General features: G+C 60.0%; 19 protein-coding genes. 3 read left to right on the top strand and 16 right to left on the bottom strand.

The window, feature by feature from the left end:
- Positions 1–235: 235 nt before the first annotated feature.
- The 10 genes from moaC to AB4Y89_RS14455 form a co-directional block, all read right to left on the bottom strand.
- The gene (gene moaC, locus AB4Y89_RS14500; RefSeq protein ID WP_442301646.1) at positions 236–700 is read right to left on the bottom strand and encodes a cyclic pyranopterin monophosphate synthase MoaC; all 465 of its coding nucleotides are present in this window, start codon (positions 698–700) and stop codon (positions 236–238) included.
- A gap of 56 nt (positions 701–756) precedes the next feature.
- On the bottom strand, positions 757–1962 hold the full coding sequence (locus tag AB4Y89_RS14495) for a molybdopterin molybdotransferase MoeA (protein ID WP_442301645.1): 1206 nt from the start codon (positions 1960–1962) through the stop codon (positions 757–759).
- Between the two features lie 160 nt (positions 1963–2122).
- Entirely contained in the window at positions 2123–3301 is a 1179-nt protein-coding gene (locus AB4Y89_RS14490) for a tetratricopeptide repeat protein (RefSeq protein ID WP_442301644.1), read from the bottom strand.
- Between the two features lie 106 nt (positions 3302–3407).
- A complete protein-coding gene (gene queC, locus AB4Y89_RS14485) occupies positions 3408–4103 on the bottom strand; it encodes a 7-cyano-7-deazaguanine synthase QueC (RefSeq protein ID WP_442301643.1) in 696 nt (231 codons plus the stop codon).
- Positions 4087–4356: a putative signal transducing protein gene (locus AB4Y89_RS14480; protein WP_442301642.1), complete on the bottom strand. Its 270-nt coding sequence runs from the start codon at positions 4354–4356 to the stop codon at positions 4087–4089. The genes queC and AB4Y89_RS14480 overlap by 17 nt, the downstream gene beginning before the upstream one ends.
- Before the next feature lie 97 nt (positions 4357–4453).
- Positions 4454–5137, bottom strand: coding sequence for a 7-carboxy-7-deazaguanine synthase QueE (locus AB4Y89_RS14475; RefSeq protein ID WP_442301641.1), 684 nt, complete (start codon positions 5135–5137; stop codon positions 4454–4456).
- A gap of 4 nt (positions 5138–5141) precedes the next feature.
- Positions 5142–5519, bottom strand: coding sequence for a 6-carboxytetrahydropterin synthase QueD (gene queD / locus AB4Y89_RS14470; RefSeq protein WP_442301640.1), 378 nt, complete (start codon positions 5517–5519; stop codon positions 5142–5144).
- 167 nt (positions 5520–5686) lie between these two features.
- Positions 5687–5932, bottom strand: coding sequence for a hypothetical protein (locus AB4Y89_RS14465; RefSeq protein WP_147646802.1), 246 nt, complete (start codon positions 5930–5932; stop codon positions 5687–5689).
- 280 nt (positions 5933–6212) lie between these two features.
- Positions 6213–7106, bottom strand: coding sequence for a GDSL-type esterase/lipase family protein (locus tag AB4Y89_RS14460; protein WP_442301639.1), 894 nt, complete (start codon positions 7104–7106; stop codon positions 6213–6215).
- Between the two features lie 256 nt (positions 7107–7362).
- Entirely contained in the window at positions 7363–9369 is a 2007-nt protein-coding gene (locus AB4Y89_RS14455) for an ATP-dependent DNA helicase (RefSeq protein WP_442301638.1), read from the bottom strand.
- Between the two features lie 181 nt (positions 9370–9550).
- On the opposite strand from AB4Y89_RS14455, the gene der reads away from it, so the two are divergent.
- Positions 9551–11341, top strand: coding sequence for a ribosome biogenesis GTPase Der (gene der, locus AB4Y89_RS14450; protein WP_442301637.1), 1791 nt, complete (start codon positions 9551–9553; stop codon positions 11339–11341).
- 172 nt (positions 11342–11513) lie between these two features.
- Here the strand turns inward: der and AB4Y89_RS14445 are convergent, their stop codons facing one another.
- The 6 genes from AB4Y89_RS14445 to AB4Y89_RS14420 all read right to left on the bottom strand — a co-directional run bounded on the left by AB4Y89_RS14445 (position 11514) and on the right by AB4Y89_RS14420 (position 17006).
- On the bottom strand, positions 11514–12605 hold the full coding sequence (locus AB4Y89_RS14445; protein WP_442301636.1) for a DUF7544 domain-containing protein: 1092 nt from the start codon (positions 12603–12605) through the stop codon (positions 11514–11516).
- A 20-nt stretch (positions 12606–12625) separates the two neighbouring features.
- The gene (locus tag AB4Y89_RS14440) at positions 12626–13699 is read right to left on the bottom strand and encodes a DUF7544 domain-containing protein (protein ID WP_442301635.1); all 1074 of its coding nucleotides are present in this window, start codon (positions 13697–13699) and stop codon (positions 12626–12628) included.
- Positions 13700–13746: 47 nt separating this feature from the next.
- Positions 13747–15087: a methylenetetrahydrofolate--tRNA-(uracil(54)-C(5))-methyltransferase (FADH(2)-oxidizing) TrmFO gene (trmFO, locus tag AB4Y89_RS14435; protein WP_442301634.1), complete on the bottom strand. Its 1341-nt coding sequence runs from the start codon at positions 15085–15087 to the stop codon at positions 13747–13749.
- Positions 15084–15566: a GNAT family N-acetyltransferase gene (locus AB4Y89_RS14430; protein WP_442301633.1), complete on the bottom strand. Its 483-nt coding sequence runs from the start codon at positions 15564–15566 to the stop codon at positions 15084–15086. Before AB4Y89_RS14430 ends, trmFO begins: the two co-directional genes overlap by 4 nt.
- Positions 15567–15583: 17 nt before the next feature.
- Positions 15584–16192, bottom strand: a complete 609-nt coding sequence (locus AB4Y89_RS14425; RefSeq protein ID WP_442301632.1) for a hypothetical protein — start codon at positions 16190–16192, stop codon at positions 15584–15586.
- Between the two features lie 148 nt (positions 16193–16340).
- Entirely contained in the window at positions 16341–17006 is a 666-nt protein-coding gene (locus AB4Y89_RS14420) for a hypothetical protein (protein WP_442301631.1), read from the bottom strand.
- Positions 17007–17056: 50 nt separating this feature from the next.
- Between AB4Y89_RS14420 and AB4Y89_RS14415 the strand changes: the two genes are divergently transcribed.
- Positions 17057–18328, top strand: a complete 1272-nt coding sequence (locus AB4Y89_RS14415; protein ID WP_442301630.1) for a 3-deoxy-D-manno-octulosonic acid transferase — start codon at positions 17057–17059, stop codon at positions 18326–18328.
- The gene (lpxK, locus tag AB4Y89_RS14410) at positions 18328–19278 is read left to right on the top strand and encodes a tetraacyldisaccharide 4'-kinase (protein WP_442301629.1); all 951 of its coding nucleotides are present in this window, start codon (positions 18328–18330) and stop codon (positions 19276–19278) included. Before AB4Y89_RS14415 ends, lpxK begins: the two co-directional genes overlap by 1 nt.
- The last annotated feature ends 12 nt before the right edge of the window (positions 19279–19290 follow it).

Raw genomic sequence — 19290 nt, 5'->3', positions numbered from 1 at the left:
ACACATCGCTCTTCGACCATGYACCGTCAATCGGGCATGATAGTGATAGTCCATCCGTTCCTCCGGAAACTTCTATTTGCTCGTCACAAACAGAATCTCCAGATACAAACGGATGGACAACAACCTCTTGAAACATCACAGGCACCCAGTGTAATGGTTTTAGAGGAAGAATTGAGCCACACCTGTGAAGCGGGTCCTTCGCTCTGCTCAGGATGACAAGCAAGAAATGGTGTTCTTACTCCCGGCGCCAGCTGCCGCTTTTGCCGCCGGACTTGGCGATGAGTTGGACGTGGCGGATGCGGATGCCTTTGTCGAGGGCTTTGGTCATGTCGTAGATGGTGAGTGCGGCGATGGAGGCGGCGGTCATGGCTTCCATCTCGACGCCGGTGCCGGCGACGGTTGCTGCTGTTGCGCGGACACGGATGCCTTCCGGCTCAATCTCAGTTGCGATGTCGACGTAGCTGAGGGGCAGCGGATGACACATCGGGATTAATGTCGAAGTCTGCTTGGCGGCCTGGATGCCGGCGAAGCGAGCTACTTCGAGGGGATTGCCCTTGGGGTTCTGCGGCAGTGCGGCCAGCGTCTGGGCGGAGAGCTCGACGAAGGCCTCCGCGACCGCTTCGCGGCGGGTCTGAGACTTGGCGGAGACGTCCACCATATGGGCCTGCCCGGCGTCGTCGTAGTGAGAGAGTTTGTTCATGACAGTGCTTGGACGTCCATAATTTCTTTCTTTGAGGAAAGAATTTACGGACACGCTTAGCGTAGCAGGAGCGTGACTGGGTCGCCCGCAGGAATGCTCTCGCGGTCTGCGGGGAGAACGGCATAGCAGTTGGCGCGGGCGTTTGCCGCGAGGTCTCCGGAGCCCTGCCATGGCACGAGACGGACCGTTGGCGTAAGTGAGGAATCGAGGTGAGCCGGCAGGAAGCGGGTGAGGCCGGGTTTGTGCTGCAGCGGCTCCGCAGCAGCCGCCTGTGCAAAGAGCGGTGAGAGATTCGCCTGTCCGCCGAGAGCGCGAAGCATGGGCGCGGCAAAGAGCAGGAAGGTGACCTGCGTAGAGACGGGATTGCCGGGATGCCCGAAGAAGTACGGGCCATTGTGCAGACGGCCAAAGACAGCGGGTTTGCCAGGCTGGATTGCCGTGCCGGTGAAGTAGAACTCGGCTCCAAGCTCAGCGAGCACGTCCTCGACGAGGTCGTGCTTTCCGGCAGAGACTCCTCCCGAGAGCAGGATCAGATCGTAGGAGCGGGCCTGGAGTAAAAGATCGCGAAGAGATTCGCGAGTGTCAGCGGCGATGGGCAATGCCGAAGGGATACCGCCTGACTCGCGGACGAGCGCCGCGAGGGTATGCGTGTTGGAGTTGCGGATCTGGTGTGGAAGCGGAGTCTCTTCAACCGTCACCAGCTCGTCACCGGTAGCGAGGATGGCGACCGCGGGTTGTGCGTATACCCAGAGTTGGCTGCCGCCGACACTAGCCGCCAAACCGATCTCGGCAGCACCCAGGCGAGCTCCGGCGGGTAGGATGCTCTGACCTGCAGCGGCCTCAGAACCCGTAGGGACGACGTTCTCTCCAGGGCTAAGGGTGCGATCTGAAGAGAGTGAGATGCGATCGCCGGAGCGCTCGACATGTTCGAGCATCACCACGGCGTCGGCGCCTGCCGGGACAGGGGCGCCGGTCATGATCTCGATCGACTCTCCAGGGGCAATCGCACTTCCCTCCCAGGCCTTTCCGGCAGGAAGGAAACCGGTCACCTTCGCCGTCCGGTCGTGGCTGAAACTTGCGGTATCGACGGCGTAACCATCGCGGGTGGAGCGATGGAAGGGCGGCTGGTCGCGGTCGGCGAGCAGTGGAGCTGCCAGGGTGCGGCCCAGGGCATGTTCCAGAGAGATGGACTCGACAGGTGGAATGGGGAGGCTTCGCGCGTGTTCGAGGACGAGATCGAGGGCTTGTGTGAAGGTGAGCAAGAGAGGCTCCCGAAAGTTTCTGGGTATTCCCGGCCCACCCTAACTCCGTGAGGGTGGGACACCCTGGTTGTAGAGATATCGTTTTGTAAAAACAGCTCCGAGCCGTGGAAAATGCGAAGGCCCCACAGAACGTGGGGCCTTCAGGTAGATCACAAGCGGCTTACTTCTTCTTGCCGGCCTTGTAGCTGGACTTGATCTCAGCACCGATGCCGGTGAGGATTCCCTTGACCTCTTCGGCGTGAGCGCCGTTGGGGTCAAGCTCCAGGTACTGCTGGTAGGCTTCGACCGTTCCCGGAGGGGCGGTGATCTTGTTGGTCTTCGAATCGACCGTCGCCTTGGGAATCAGGGCTTGACCCTTGATGTAGTAGGCCATGGCCTGGTTAGGATCGGCGGCGATGGACTTGTCAGCAGCGGCGGCGGCAGCTTCGAGCTGCTGGCCGTTGTAGAAGGTGGCTGCGGCGTTGAAGTAGTAGGTCTTGGCCTTGGCCGGGTTGGTCTTGGCGGCGTCTTCGTATGCTGCGTTGGCTTCGTCAACCTTGCCTGACTTGGCGAGAGCTGCGCCCAGGTTGCTCAAGGCTTCGCCCGCGATCTCGGGGTTCGGCTTCTTGGCGGTAGCGTTCAGATCCTTGACCTTCTTGTAGGCATCGGCGGCCGCGGCGTACTTGGCCTGGACGTCGGGATCGGTGGCGGAGGGCTTACCGGCCTTTTTGTCGTTCGCGGCGGCGGTATCAGCCTGGCCAAGCAGAGCATTGCCGTACTCGAACCAGAGAATCGGCTCGTCGGGCTTGGCGTCGACAGCAGCCTTCATGGTGTTGGCGGCTTCGTCGTAGTTTTTGCTGGACATGGAGGCGCGGGCGGCACTCAGGGACTGGTTCAGATTGGCGACTTTGGCGTTTGCGGCAGTCGCAGCAGCGTTCTGCTTCTTGAACTCCTCGAGCTGCTTCTTCTCTTCCGGCGTCATCTTGTCCGTAAATTCCTTACGGGTCATATCGATGTCGACGACCTTGTCCTGACCGGAGGTGAGGGTCACGTTGTCGACAAAGTCGATGCTGCGACCGTCGGCGGAGAAGTAGATTGCGACGTAGGTATCAGGCGCGACATCGCTTCCCTTGTAATTACCGGTGCCGTCAACCTGGAAGGTGTAGGCATACTTGCGGCTCTTCTCGTCAGCGCTGCGGTCCTTTGTCAGCTTGACGGAGCCGGAGGTCATGGCCTGACCGGCGGGATTCTGAACATGGCCGTGGATGCTGGCCGGGGCCTGCTGCGCCACAATGGCGACCGGAGCGGAGAGCGCGAGCGCGACAAAGGCCGCGCCCATCGAGTTACGGAAGGTGATCATAGTGATTTTCTTCTTCTCCTGGGGCGCGCTAGCTGAGCAGGCGCCGTGTCTGCTTGAAATTTTAAACCCTGAAATCTGGCGTTCGTTGTCTGCGGCAGGCCTGGCTTCAGCGCGCCGCGTAGGGTATGGGATCGGCCGCTCCTGCCTCGCGGAACGCCCTTAACCGTAGGACGCAGCTTTCGCAGGTTCCACAGGCGGCGTCCTGCCCGGAATAGCATGACCAACTTACATGGAACGGAGCACCGAGTTCAACTCCCAGCCGGACGATCTCGGACTTTTTCAAGTGAATCAGAGGCGTCACGATGCGAATATCGCCCTCTTTCGTTCCGGTCTGGATGAGCTGATTGAAGGCCTGATAGTACGCCGGCCGGCAGTCGGGGTAGCCGGAGGAGTCCTGCTCGACGGCTCCGATAAAGACCGTCTTCGCGCCCAGCACCTCGGCCCAGGAGACAGCGGCGGAGAGAAAGTGTGCATTGCGGAACGGAACGTAGGTGACAGGCACCTGCTGGCCGATAGAGGCTTCCTCTTCCGGAGCGTCGGGGACGGCGATGGACTCGTCGGTCAGAGCAGAGCCGCCGATCTTCCGGAAGAGATCGATCTTCAGGTGCAGGAAGTCTTTGAAGCCAAGGATTTCGGCAGCCTGGCGGGCAGAGAGAAGCTCACGCGCTTCCGTCCGCTGCCCATAGGAGAAGTGGACGGCATAGGCGTCGAAATCACGTGTGGCCAGAGCAGCACAGACAACGGAGTCCATGCCGCCGGAGAGCGAGACTACGGCACGAGGCCGGTTAGAGGTCGTTGCCATCGTCTGCGAGCGGCGCTCCTTCTGCGGGTGCGGGTGGATTGTTCAGGAGTTCCAGAGCCGTCTCTTCATCGGCACGGCGTACTTCAAGGCGAGATCCGACTCCCGCAGGAATCACATGGCTGGCCTCATCGCCGGAGAGAAAGAATTCGATGCCGGCCGACTCGAGAATACTGCTGGCCAGATCAGCCTCGGCAGGATTGGAAAAACGGGCGACAGTCACCAGGTCGTCAGGGTTCTTGCTGGTCGAGCTCATTGCGGGTCCCTTCCTGCAAAACAGTTGCTAGTTGCTAGATGCTAGTTCCTGGTTGCCGGTTGGTGAAAGGGGCAGCGCAGGATTGGCTGCGCCTGAGTTAGACGCCTTTTTTCTGAGGTTCCCAGATGAATTTGTGGATCTGGAGGCTGAGGCGGGCGGGCAGGCCGTCGGCCAGCATCCACTCCACGAGGAGACGGGGATCGAGGGTTGCATTGTCTGCCGTACGCACGGGAGAGGGCGTCTTCTGGAATGCCGGAGACAGCAGGACATGGCCACACCTTGCCGCGAGCCCATGTTCCCGGATGAAGCCACGGGCAAACTCATAGTCAGCCCGGTCACTGATGACGAACTTTACTTCGTCGTTGCCGGTGAGCGCGTCGAGGTTGGCCAAGTGGAAGCTATTGGCGGCCGAACCGGCGCCGGGACACTTCACGTCTACGATCTTATGCACAGCCCGGGGAACGGCGGCCAGGGGGCGCTCGCCGCTGGTCTCCATCATGAGCGTGAAGCCTTTCGCCAGGAGCCGATCCATCAGCGGAAGCAGCTCGCGCGCCTGCAGCATGGGTTCGCCACCGGTGAACTCCACCAGGGTGCAGGGGAAGAGAGCGGCAAGTTCGTCTTCGATCTGTTCGAGCGTGTAGGGCTTGCCACCGGTAAAGGTGTACTCGGAGTCGCACCAGGAGCAGCGCAGGTTGCAGCCCGCCAGCCGGACGAAGATGCACGGCATGCCGGCGAAAGAGGACTCGCCCTGTACCGATTTGTAGAGTTCGATAAGGTGCACGGAGTTACTCGAAGTAGCGGGCCATGGAGGTGTCGGTCTCGTACATGACGCAGTCCTTCACCGAGACACGGCCGTTGGTCATCTCCAGCATCTGCTTGCTGGTCTCCTGGTAGAAGTAGCGAGCCAGGTTTTCGGCCGACGGGTTCACCTCGTCGAAGGGCTTGAGATCGTTAATCATCTGGTGGTCGAGGTAGTTGACCACGGGACGCATGACCTGCTTCAGCAGCTTGAAATCCAGCAGCAGACCGCTGCCGTCCAGTTCCTTGCCCTGCAAGGTAACCAGCACACGGTAGTTGTGCCCGTGCGGGTTCTCGCACTTGCCGTGATAGTTGCGGAGGTAGTGGCCTGAGGAGAAGGTCGCCTCTACGGTGATTTCAAACATGACACGGTCTGCTTTCTAAAAATGCTTCAGTATTCAGTTTACTAGCTAGTGGCCGATTGCTCGTTCCTGGTTGCTGATTGCTCGACAGCCACAGCAAATTGAAGAATTGAAGGATTGAAGGATTGAATAAAAAGGCCGCTCAGAGCGCGTCAAATGCCCTGCCTTTTCTATGAGTTACGGCGGTTGCGGCGCTGATCCTCAGCGCGGCGCTCAGCCTGCTCGAACAGGGTAGAAAGCACACCGCTGAGAGCAACAATGAGCGAGATCACAAGCAGGATGAGGCCCATGGTGCGCCACAGCGAGACGTCCCCGGGTGAGCCGGGCTCCCGGGCAATGTTCGTATAGGCCAGACCGCAAGAGATCAGAGAGAACAATAAGAGCGTGCCGGCAAGAATGAAGAGATTTCGTCCCACGCTTTCTATTAAACGCGATTTGCTCTGACCACGGGAGCGATCGGACGTAGCGCCATTGCCGTTTCGGTAAAACGGCAGAAAAGCAGATCTCTACGGGATGACAAAAAAGACGTTCGAGCTTCGCTTTCACCCCAACCAGCAAGCTGGCTGGGGACCCCGACGCTCGAATACCCCACGCTAAGCCCCGGCGAACGAGTTCGCCGGGGACCCCACCCTTCGCGATGAAACCGCGAAGAATGGGGCAACGAAGATCGTGCTTTCACTCTGTAGTTCGATCCACCTAAGGGAGGTAGGTTGGAATGCTATCGCCCTCTTTGGAGAGCCACGTGCGCACCGGATCGGGATTCAGAGCACGCAGCGTGGAGACGACGGTGCGGGCGTTGAGCTGAGCGCCTTCAAGCGAGGTGTGGGTATGCGGGTCGGCGAAGAGCTTTTCGACGTCTTCGCGCGATATCGCGTCGTAGGCACGGGCGATGGCCTCATTCAGATCGAGGAAGGCGACACGTTCCTGCACGGCGACTTCATGAGCCCACGTGCCGTACTGATCGCGGTGGATTTTGCCGGTGGTTTCCTCCCAGGTCTTGCGTGGGATCGGAGAACAGATGACCGGAATCGCTCCTTTGGCCTCCGCCTCGCGCACAAACTGCCGGAGATACCAGCCGTAGCTGTGCACGACCTCATGCTTGCGGGTAATGGGATTGTCGATCTCCTGAGTCTCGTCACCGGTCCCCTTCAATGTCCCGCGGGCACGTGCTTTGTCGTCGAGCGGGCCGCTGTCGTTGTGACCGAACTGCATGAGGATAACGTCGCCCTTCTGTACCTGCGCGAGGACGCGGCTCCAGTGATCGCGGTAATAGGTGCGCGAGCTACGCCCGCCGAGAGCACGATTGACGACGTTCATCTTGTCGGTCTGGAAGAACGGATCGAGCTCATCACCCCATCCCCACTGGCCGCCTTTTCCCTGCCCGTCTCCGTTGCGCACCGTCGAGTCACCGATCAGCCAGAGAGTCGGAAGGCCGGGATGCGCGATGGGCCTGAAGGCGGCTTCGGCCTTGGCGTTGTCGAGGGCCGGATCGGTCCACTGGTTACCGTTGGGATTGTCGTCGGGAGTTTGTGCGTGCAGCGAAAGAGCGAGCAGAGCGCAGCATAGGCCAAGGCGAAGGAGGTTCCGCATGGCAACTATCTTAGGGGGTTTCGACATATTCGGTGGACCCAGTGCTTCTTGCACCATTCTTCGTGCCTACATCGCGAAGCGAGGCTGGGTTTCTTGAACAAGAGCAGAGTCTGGTGGGAAATCTGAGCTCAGTGCTCAGGATAGTGAAGGCCGGGCCCATGTCCCCACGGGACATGGGGCACCCGGTGCATGGGCTGTCTCGAATATGTCGATATAACCCACAGATGAGGAAAGGACCGTCGCTGATCTACACGCTTTATGCAAAGAAGTTTTCGACTTCGGTGATGTCGTCGGTGAGGCGATAGGAAGGCAGGCTCTCCAGAAAGATGCGACCGTACCTCTGCCGCTGAATGCGTGGATCCAGAAGCATGAGGACGCCGCGATCGTTGATGCTGCGGATCAGACGGCCGAAGCCCTGTTTCAGCGCGATGACTGCCTGCGGCACCTGGAGATCGAAGAAGGGCTGACCGCCGGTGGCGGTGATGGCCTCCATGCGGGCTTGAATGACCGGGTCAGAGGGCACAGCGAAGGGGAGGCGATCGACGATCACACAGCTAAGCTGCTCTCCCTGTACGTCAACGCCCTGCCAGAAGCTGCTGGTACCGAAGAGCACCGCGTTTGGGGTTGCACGGAACTCATCAAGAAGTGCCTTGCGTGGCGCCTGTCCCTGCAGGAAGAGTGGGAAGGGGACCTCGACCAGCATGCGCTCGTAGAGCTCGCGCATCTGCTGGTAGCTGGTGAAGAGGCAGAAGGCACGGCCGGCGGTAATCTCAAGCACGCGGCGGGTGCGTTCTGTGGCGTGCTTCATGAAAGCCGGGTCGCGCGGATCGGGCATGCCTTGGGGCAGATAGAGCAAGGCCTGCTTGCCGTACTGGAAGTGCGAGGGCACGATCAGCTCGCGTGCGCTGGTCATGCCCAGGCGCTTGCGGATGTGTTCGAAACCAGCCTGTACGGTGAGTGTGGCCGAGGTGAGGATGACGGAGCTGAACTTCTCCCACAGCGTCGCGACCAGCAGCTCCGAGACATCGATGGGCGTGGCCTGCAGTTGCGTGTGCAGTGCGGGCGCGGCATCGCGCCGGGCAGCGTTGCGAACACCGCCGATGGGTCGGCGCTCAATCCAGAAGACGGTGTTTGGATCTTCGGTCTCCATCAGAAAGCGGAGATGGGCACGGATGTCGTTGCAGCGTTTCTTCAGGCCCTGCACCTCGTCCACATCTTTCACACGATCGAGCTCGCCAAAGAAACGCTCGAGGGCTGCGAGTAACGAAAGATAGGCCTCGCCATTGAGTTCGAGGAAGTCCGTACGACCGGTGAACGGCATGCGGCCCGGCGAGTTGGCATGGGGCAGCGTCGAAAAGAACAGACGCGCGCGATCTTTGAGTGTGGCGATGGCGGAGTCGACACCGGCCACTACGACCTGACGGGCACGCAGCAGCAACTCGGTATCGCGTGCCAGTTCATCGAAACGGCCGGTGGAGAGTGAGATACCGAAGTAGGCGCTGGCGACATCTTCCAGCTCGTGCGCCTCGTCGAAGATGACCGCTGCGGCTTCCGGAAGAACGCCTGCGTCCGGGGCGCCTGCCGCCTCCTGTTTGATGGAGAGATCGGCGAAGAAGAGATGGTGATTGACGATGATAAGGTCGCTCTCGGCGGCCCGGCGGCGCATCTCCGTGATGAAGCAGCGCTCGAAGTTAGGGCAGGTCTGGCCCAGGCACGCCTCAGTGCGGGCATCGAGCTTGGACCAGAGCGCGGACGACTCCGGCAGAACGGTCAGCTCGGCACGGTCGCCGGTCTCGGTGGTCTGTTCCCATTCGGCGATCTCGCGATACTGGTTGATCTCTTCCAGACCGTTGAGAATGGGCTGGTCGCGCAGGGCGTAGAGCTTCTGCCGGCAGATGTAGTTGGCGCGACCCTTCATGTAGGTAACGCGCAAGGGGCCGAGCAGTGACTCCAGGAACGGGATGTCTTTGAAGAAGAGCTGTTCCTGGAGGTTTTTAGTACCGGTGGAGACGATGACGCGCTGTCCCCGCTCGCGGGCGAAACGCAGGGCGGGAAGAAGATAAGCGAGGGTCTTGCCGGTGCCGGTGCCAGCCTCGACGACCAAGTGACGGCCGTTGTCGAGGGCGCTCTCGACAGCTTTTGCCATCTCGAACTGGCCGCGTCGGTGCTCGTAGGTGAGCGAGGACTGGGCCAGCACTCCGCCGGGCGCGAAGAACTCGTGCAGCGTGGGGAGGTTCTCCGAGATGGTGGGAGGTGAAGACAAGGTGAAAGTCTCACCTCATGATATCGCGGGAAATAAGAAAAAGACGGTTCGAGCGTAGCTCGAATACCCATGTCCCCGAGAGACACCACCCCAACGAAACAAGTTCGTTGGGGACCCMGGCACATAGGGGCACCCGATCTTGTGGAAGCCGCGCGATAGTGCAGCCATATCACTTTCTATAATGAAATCTGAGAGAAAGCAGGCGAGAGTGGCCGGGAAGATTCAGAAGAGATTAGGAAAGAAGCACCGGCAGGCATCGACGCGGCCCAAACAGGGCAAGAGCCCACGTGCAGCGAACACCGGAGCTGGACGGGTTTCTGACGCGTCGCCGAAGGGGCGCAAGAAGATTGCCGCTAAAAAGCGCGCCGCTGTTGAGAAGGCACGCACACCGCGCCGTTCCCCGGAGTTCGAGCGCAAAGAAACCATCGTCCCCAATGTTCCGCTGCCGAAGCGCGAGCGCTATGTTGCTCCGCCGGAGAAGGTACGCATCGGCGATCGCCCGGCGACGCAGGTCGAACTGGGCGGTTCGCTCATCGAAGATGCACAGCATCCAGCCTCCGAGCCGCTGATCGCGATCTGCGGCCGGCCCAACGTGGGCAAATCGACGCTCTTCAACCGGCTTACCGGAACTCGTCGCTCCATCGTCGGCGATGAGCCCGGCATTACCCGTGACCGCATCTACGGGGAGGTGGAGTGGCAGGGCCACAAGGCGCGCCTGGTGGATACCGGCGGCGTGGTTCCCGATGATGAAGCTCTGATTCCGAGCGAGATTTTCCGCCAGGCGCAGGTCGCACTCGATGAAGCCGACGCCATCGTGATGGTGGTGGACGGACGGAGCGAGATTACCGCTCCGGATCTAGAGATGGCCCGCCTGCTCGTACGCAGCGGCAAATCGATCTTTCTGGCTGTCAACAAGATGGAAAGCGCGGCCGTCGCTATGGAGGCTGACAACTTTCGCACGCTGGGCTTCAAGGAGGTCTTCCCCATCAGCGCCGAACATGGCACGGGCGTGGGCGATCTGCTGGATGCTATCTATGACGTGCTGCCTGCCTCCGAAACGACAACGGAAGCGGAAGAGGCGGCGGACGACGAAGCCACGATTGAGGACGAGCCCAAGCTGCACCGCACGCACGGCGAGTACGATCTCCACGAGACGAAGATCGCTATCATCGGGCGGCCGAACGTCGGCAAGTCCACGCTGCTGAACGCGCTGACCGGAACCAAGCGCGCCATCGTCTCTCCGATTGCGGGAACGACACGCGATGCTGTCGACGAAGTTGTTACACGCGGCGGACATGACTTCCGCTTTGTGGATACAGCCGGCATTCGCCGCAAGGGCAAGACCACCGCAATGGCCGAGAAGCTCTCGGTCATCATGGCGCGCAAACATCTGGAAGCCAGCGACGTTGCGCTGCTTATCATCGATGCCACCGAGGGTGTGACCGCCCTGGATGCCAACATCGGTGGATATGCTCACGAGAGCGGGCGCAGCGTCGTCATCGTGGTGAACAAGTGGGACGCCGTCACCTCGAACCGCGAGGATAAGAGCCAGCCCTCCGCCGATCAGAAGGTATATGCGGAGCAGGTGCGTGAGCACTTGAAATATCTGGACTACGCGCCGCTGGTCTTTATCTCGGCGCAGAAGTCAATGAATGTACCGGCGGTCTTCCGCGAAGTGGCACGAGTCGCTAAAGAGCGCCGTAAGCGCGTGACCACAGGTGAGATGAACCGCTTCCTGAAGCGCGTGGACTTCCAGCGCGCCTCGGTGCCGATGTCCAGACGGGTGAGGATCTACTTCATGACACAGGCCGCGGTGGCTCCGCCGACGTTCGTGCTGTTCACGGATAAAGATGTAAAGCTGCACTTCAGTTTTGAACGCTTCCTGGAGAACCAGATCCGCGAGAGCTTCGGGTTTGTGGGAACGCCGATCTGGTTTAAGACCAAGGGGCGGAATAAGAAGGTAGAAGAATAGTTGAATAGTTGAATGGTTTGGCTCGTTGCGCATGGAGCCACATACCTGGGCCGTTGCCCCAGGCTGATCATACCTGGGCCGTTGCCCCAGGCTGATATAGAACGCGGGTTTCACCCCCACCGAACCAAGTTCGTCGGGGACCCCGGCCTTCAGCGCTTACTGCTTGTACGTCTTAGCTTGCGGGCTCACCTGCGATCGCGGGTGGCTCAGGATCTTGCGGTGCCGGCGGAGGCGTCGGCTGTAGATTCCACCAGCTTTGGCCGGGTGGTTCGAGAAGCTCGCCGAGCCGTGGGTAGCGTCCGCCGAGATAATAGGCCGCATAGCAGCGCAGGAAGAGTGTCACCGTGCCAATGGTGAGAAGCTGCACGTACAGGGCAATCGCAAAGAAGCACAACAGGAAGACAGCGACGCCCGCCCCGCCAAGAACACGACCTGTCATGGCCAGGTGAGGGAGCGCGAGGCCGCCGATGATCGCCGGGATCATGATCAGGAAGTAAAAGAACAGCATCACGATCGAACTTACGGTGTAGTGCGCGATGAACCCGGCGGTCGCCAGAACGATTTTCAGCGCGGCATAACCGCAAATGCTTCCCGGCTCCTGCTGGAAGTGTGCCTGGAAGCGGCGCAGAGCATCACCCGAGGTAATCTCTTCGAGCGCGAGGGAGGGCAGGACAAAATCTGTCAGCAGACCCCCGGCAACAACGACGAGAGACAGACCCGCGAAGAAACAGGCGTATCCCAGCATGAGAGATGCGACGATCTGAAACGGGTTCTGTTGGGCTGCGTTGAAAACAAATCCTGACCTAAGAATCCAACGAATAATGACGATACCGGGTAGCCACGCTATTAAAGCAAGAGGTGTTGTGATAGCGAGCTTCAGCTTCGCCCAGCGCCAACGCAATGGATGATATTTCCGCCAGGCGGGAGCGACAGACTGAGCGCGCTCCACCGCGATGTCGAAGGAGACCAACTGCATCCGCGACGCCAGGGTAAAAATCCAGAACGAAAGAGCATCAAACACAAGGGCGCCGAGGATCCCCAGAAAGGCGTGCCCAAGCCTGATGGGACCATACAGCTTTGGCCTCCAGAACATGAAACAGATCATGCCGAGGGTGCAAAACGGTATGTACGCGGTTCCCATGATCGCGACGTACGTAGAAGCGGCGAGCTTCCAGCTTCGGCCGAAGTGAAAGGGCTGAAAGAGAATCTCACGGGTTCGATTGAAGGCGGGTCCGATGGCTTCAGACGGAGTAAGTCGTTTCATGCGTCCTGACAGTTCTTGCTCTACAGTTGCTCCTCTGCGTTTCCGGGAGCGGCGGGCGGAGGGTCAAACGGCACAGAGGGGTGCAGATTCCACCAGCTTTGCCCAACCGGTTCCAGGATCTCCCCCAGAAGTGGATAACGGCCGCCAAGGAAGTACAGCGCATATGCCTGGAAGAAGGTAAACATGAAACCGGCGACCAGCACCATGACAAAGAGTATCCAGACAGCCAGCACGAACAAACCGACAAACAGGCCGATCCCCATCAGCACACTGACTATCGGCGACTTGTGCACAAGCAGATAGAAGATGGCGCCGAGCAGTCCCATGGGCACCAGGCCGAGGAACGCGGCAACGAAATAAATGATGTAGCCGCCGATGCCGAAAACAATAAACAGCGCCACCCGGAGCAGCATATAGAGCACTACCTGGCCGGGTTCATCCCTCACCACCGCCATGCCGCGCTCCAGCGCCGTAGCGAGCGATGCATTCTCAAGCGCGATGAACGGCATGACAAAATCACGCAGCAGCCAGTAGATCGCGAAGACACACAGGCTGACGAAACTGATCACCAGAAAGAACTGGAGAAATGCGGGGAAGAACCCGGGCGGGAGTTGTCCTGGAACTGTCGGCCGCATGCGTGCCGCGATGCCCCCGGTGTAACGCAGTGTCGCGATGACAACAAGCACGTAAAAGAGGAGGCTGGGCAGGAGCTTCAGCCCCATCCAACGCCAGACGGGTGCGCCATGTTTCCGCCACAGAGGCAGGATCTCAGTCTGTTTGGTAGCGACCACATCCACCATCACCAACTGCATGCGAGAACCGACAAGAAAGAGGACGGTCGTGACGATAAAGACGGCGAAGATAAAGATGCCGGAGACCGCGGCCATGGCCAAGGCGGATTTCGCCGCGGCTGGATGTGATGCGCCGGAACGTAGGCCGGTGAAGTTTGGCAGGGACAGCAGGCTACCCGCTTCTGCCAGAAGAGCGCAGAGAGCCAGCTTAAAGTAGAGACCGAACTTGCGCCGTTCGAAGAGGATCTGCTTGGTGCGCTCCCATGCGGGACCGATGCACTCGGACGCGGAGAGGGTATTCATGGCGACTGCGGCCCCTTTTGCCTGTTGGGGCTGAGAGTATCGCAGCCCTACGCCGGGAGCAATGACTTTTCCGCAGCCAGCCACTCCGCCCATGCATCAAGGGCACGTTCGCACTGAATGCGGTGGCGCTCTTTCTTGTCACGGATCTTCTTCCGGAGCTCTTCTTCGAGCGGTGGCAGAAGGTCAAACGTGATATTGGCCGGCTGGAAGCCTTTTGCCTCAGAGTGCGTGATGTAGTGCAGGAGCGATCCATGCGCCGTCTGGCGAGGCGGCGTAACCGGTTGCTCTCCCCTGGCGAGCATGGCGGCAAAGCGGCCGGCGAGAAGACCACCCGCAATGGACTCCGTGTAGCCTTCGACCCCGGAGAGCTGCCCGGCGATGAGGATGGACGGGTGCGTCTTCAACTGCAGTGTGTTGTTCAGCACGGCCGGCGAATTGATGTACGTATTGCGGTGGATCTGGCCGTAGCGCAGAAACTTTGCGTTTTCGAGGCCGGGGATCATACGCAATACCTTGGCCTGATCGCCATACTTCATGTGGTTCTGGAAGCCGACGAGGTTGTAGCTGTCGGCCCGCAGGTTCTCCTGCCGTAACTGCACGCACGCGTAAGGCCAGCGGCCGGTCTTGGGATTGGTAAGGCCTGCTGGCTTCATCGGACCGAAACGAAGCGTGTCGCGGCCGCGGCGTGCGAGCTCATCGATAGGAAGGCAGGCCTCGAAGTACTGCGGCTTCTCCCAGTCTTTGCTCGCTACCTTCTCGGCAGCAAGCAGGGCCTCAAGAAAGGCCTCGTACTCTTCTTTCGTGAAGGGGCAATTGATGTAGTCGGCGGTTCCCTTGTCCCAGCGAGCTGCGAAGTAGACCTTCTCCATGTCGATCGTCGAAGCATCAACGATCGGCGCGATGGAGTCGTAGAAGGCGAGCTGGTCACTGCCGGTGAGCCGCTGCAGCTCGCCGGCGAGAGCGGGCGAGGTCAGAGGCCCGGTCGCGAGTACGGTGATGTGGTCCGCATCCTCGGCAAGAGTGGTGACCTCTTCGCGGACGACCGTAATGCCTGGGTGCGCGGCGATGGCATCAGCGACGCGACGCGAGAACTCAATGCGGTCAACGGCAAGGGCATGACCGGCGGGAACGGCGGTAGCATCGGCATCCTTCAACAGGAAGGAGCCGGCACGACGCATCTCCTGCTTGAGGAGCCAGGGAGCGGTGTTCTCACTCTCACTCTTCAGAGAGTTGGAGCAGACGAGCTCGGCGAAGTCGCTGGTCTGATGCGCCTCAGTCGAGCGGTGCGGCCGCATCTCGAAAAGCGTCACCTCGCAGCCGAGGGATGCGGCCTGTAATGCCGCTTCCGGCCCGGCAAGACCGCCGCCGATAACGTGAACCTTCTTCATACGGAAAACTTCTTTGCCAGCGCCGGCAGCTCGTCGCCGTCGACGCGCATGATGCGCCACGGATGGAGCATCTTTGCCCCAATGGACTCATAGAACTTGATGGCGGGCTCGTTCCAGTCCAGCACATGCCACTGGAAGCGGTCGCCCCGTTCAGCGGCAATGGAGGCAACCTGGGAGATGAGCGCCTTGCCGATGCCGTGACGGCGGTACTGAGGGCGCACGAAGAGGTCTTCGAGATGGATGCCGGCATTGCCGCGCCAGGTGGAATAGAAGGGGAAATACAGGGCCATACCGGCGGGTCTTCCCTCCCACTCGGCGATCAGGCATTGAAAGACGGGACGGTCGCCAAAACCGTCGCGAAGCAGGTCTTCGGCGGTGGCAATGGCAGCGTGGGGTTCGCGTTCGTACTCGGCGAGCTCGCGAATGAAGGCGAGCATCTCCGGGACATCGGCGGGCGTGGCTTCACGGATGGTTAACATACTGCGCAGGAACCAGTTTACGGCTTCCGCGTGCTGGACACAGGAGGCACGTCCTTCGCGAGCGGAATTTCAAAGGCAAATAGCTCGCGATTGCCCTTTTTATCGAAGACCATGACCTGCTTCACATAAATCTGACCGGTGCTGAAGGGCTGCTTGACTCCCTCAAGGTCATAGATCAGATAACCGGAAACGGTGCTGTGCGGCGCTATCAATGTGGAACGAAACCCGAACTGGTCGAAGTCGAGAGCGATATTCGACTCAACGACGCGGTAACTCCGGCGGTAGACCGTAAGACGACGGTAGACCTCCATCTCCGTCGCGGCTGGAATACGGTCGTTATTGCTGGAGATGAAATGGACTCGCACCTCATCCAGCGTCAGCGTACGGTCAGAATCGTTCGTGATGATAATGCGGATGGGAAAGAACTCTTTTTCCTGATAATGCTCGCGAAAGAAGGGGCAACGCTGCACCGTGTCGCAAGGCTCAGCCGCGATAGCGACCTTCTCTTCGGCATGAATGTCGACCGCGGCATACGCCCTGGCTTCCTGGGCAGGTGGTGCGATACGGTCAGCGGCAAAGGCAGTGGAAGTGATTCCCCAAAAACTCAGCAGAAAAAAACGGAACATTGCCTTTAGGCTATATGGCTTTTAGAGCATTTCCCCTGTTGCTGGGTATCCCGGAAGGGCGTGCAGCGGCGTTTTCATCGCGGAAGACGCCCATAGATGCGGAAACCCTACATCACACCCACAGGAAAAATGCTCCAAGGTCATAAGGCTATGGTTTTTCTGACTTGACAGAGCGGTAGCTCTTCTTCAGTGCGATCTGGAAGGCGAAGAGCTCCTGGTTTTCCGTCTCCTGTGGAGCACGGCTCTTTACCTGGCGAATGTAGAGCTCGCTACCCTCGATCGGATCTTTCACCCCACGGATGTCGTAGAAGAGATAGCCGGAGACGGTAGTATGCGGCTTGACGACTGTGCTGGGAAAGCTAAAGTCGTTGAAATCCTGGGTGATCTTCTTGTCGACCGGATGATGAATGGTCATGGGAGGAAGCGGCCCCGGCAGCGGAATCTTGGTGCCCTTGGCGTTCTTGTAGGTGAAGAGACGGCGATTGACCTCTTCTTCGATGGCCGCGGGGATCTTGTCGTTGTCGCTGGTCATCATCTGCATACGGGCGTCGTCGAGCGAGACCAGGTTGTCAGAATTATTGGTCACGATGACGCGGATGGGCAGAAGGTCATTCTCGAGGTATTTGATGCGAAAAAACGGACACTTCTGGTCGGTGTCGCAGACGTCGGCGGCGATGGCTACCTTCTCTGCATCGTGCACATCTTTGGCCGGATAACTGGTGGCAGGATCGGCTGCGGGCGGTTTTTTGTCCGCGGCAACGGCAGGCAGGGCATATAGAAGAGCAACGGCTAACAGGCGGCGGTGACGCATCATCGGTTCCCAAACCTTTATCATCTTCGCTGTTAGACGAACAAGACCCGCGAATGATGACCCTCTACAGACTGGCTTATGTGGCAGCGCTGCTGCTGAGCGCACCGTACTGGCTGGTGCGCATGCTGATGCAGCGAAAATATGCCCTGAGTCTACGGCAGAGGCTGGGCGCTGTGCCGGAACATCTGCGGCACACGGCAAAACGCGGGAATATCGTCTGGCTGCACGCCGTAAGTGTTGGCGAGACGCTGGCGGCGACGCGGCTGGTCGAGGAACTGGAACGTGCCTTACCGGGGTACACGGTAGTGATCTCCACCACGACCGCGACTGGGCAGGCACTCGCAAAGCAGCGGTTCGGCGAAGACCGCGTCTTTTACTTCCCGCTCGATCTTCGTTTCGCGGTACGGCGTTATCTCGAGGCTCTTCGACCCAGATTGATGGTGCTGATGGAGAGCGAACTGTGGCCGTGCCATCTGGAAGAATGCCGCCGCGCGGGCGTGCCGGTGGTGGTCGCCAATACGCGGGTGTCGGACCGATCGTTCCGGCGGACACAGCCGGTCCGCAAGCTGTGGCAGTGGATGACCGGCAGCGTTGGCCTGCTGCTGGCGCAGAGTGATGAAGACGCTCGACGCCTGCGCGCTCTGGGAGCACGCCCGGACCAGGTACAGACAACGGGCAACCTGAAGTACGACATCCGAGTGGGAACAGAGACGCCGATCACGACTCTGTTGCGTACCCATCTCCCGCAGGGTTTGCCGTTGCTGGTAGCCGGCAGCACACTCGCGGGTGAAGAAGAAAAGCTCATCGCGTGCTGGAAGCAGGTGCAGGGTGCGGTGATGATTCTGGCGGTGCGGCATCCCGAGCGATTTGATGGGGTGGCGACGCTGCTGGATCAGAGCGGCCTCAAATGGATGCGGCTGAGCGTGTGGAGGCAAGCGCCGCAACCGATCGCTCCAGGTACGGTGCTGTTGCTGGACTCGATTGGGGAGCTGGCCTCGGTCTACTCGCTGGCGAGGGTGGCCTTTGTGGGAGGAAGTCTATTTGGCGCCGGGGGACATAATCCGCTGGAGCCGGCGCAGTGGAGTGTGCCCGTCGTGCAGGGAATGTCGTATGAAAACTTTCGCGGTCCAGTGGATGCGCTTCGGGCCGCAGACGCGATCGAGCTGGTGACAGTAGATCGCCTGTGTGCCGGGATCAGCGAGCTATTGTTCGATGCCACACATGCCGAAGCCATGGGAAGACGAGCGAGGGACGTCTTTGATGCACAGGCAGGGGCAACCGCACGCACGGTGTCAGCAATTGTCCGTATGATGGAACGCCTGTAATGAGACAATTGCTTAAACCATTCGTACCTCTATATGCCGCTGGCCTGGCCTGGAAAAACTCGCGCTTTGACCGCAAACTGAGCCAGGTACGCAAGTTGAGCCGGCCGGTGATCTCTGTCGGAAGCCTGTCCACTGGTGGAGCAGGCAAGACGCCGGTCGTGCTGGCGCTGCTGGAACTGCTGCAACAGCATGGCGTGATGGCAGATGTGCTTTCGCGCGGATATGGAAGAAAGCTGGCCCAGGCGATACCCGTCGATGCAAAAGGAGCCGCGGCGGAGTTTGGCGATGAGACCCTGATGATGGCCCGCAGAGGCTGGGAGGTCTTCGTTGCTCCGCAGCGCTATGATGCCGGGCTACTGGCCGAGGTGAAGAACAGTGCGGCGCTGCACCTTCTGGACGATGGCATGCAGCATCGCCAGTTGCATCGCGACCTGGAGATTGCCCTGCTGACGCGAGAGGACGTCAACGATCTGCTGTTGCCGGCCGGCAACCTGCGTGAGCCGCTCGAGAATCTACGCCGCGCGCAGGTGGTAGTGTTGCGCGAAGAGGAAGCCTCGCAGCTTTCGCTGGCGGTACACCACTATGCTCCGATGGCGCGGCGATGGATTATCCAGCGCTCGCTGCGGCTGGAGGAACCACGACCCGAACGCGCCCTGGCCTTCTGCGGCGTTGCTCGGCCCCTGGACTTTTTCACGACGCTGAAGCGTGCTGGTATTCCCCTGGTGTCGCAGCAGGCATTTCCCGATCACCATGCTTATACCGCGGCAGAGATTGCATCGATCAGTGAACGGGCGCAGCAGATGCTTTGCGATGCGGTGATTACGACTGAGAAAGATGCCGTAAAGCTGCCTAGGCCGATGCCGGGAATGCGGGTTGCATATCTGGATGCCGTGTTTACCGATCCGGCCACCGTGTGGGCTGATCTGCAACAGATGCTGCCGCTGCACTGACCGCTTCTGCGA

Origin of the sequence: Terriglobus sp. 2YAB30_2 (assembly GCF_052114765.1) — a bacterium.
Classification (GTDB): domain Bacteria; phylum Acidobacteriota; class Terriglobia; order Terriglobales; family Acidobacteriaceae; genus Terriglobus.
The sequence above is the reverse complement of the archived record's forward strand: the minus strand, read 5'-3'. Positions and strand labels throughout refer to the sequence as shown.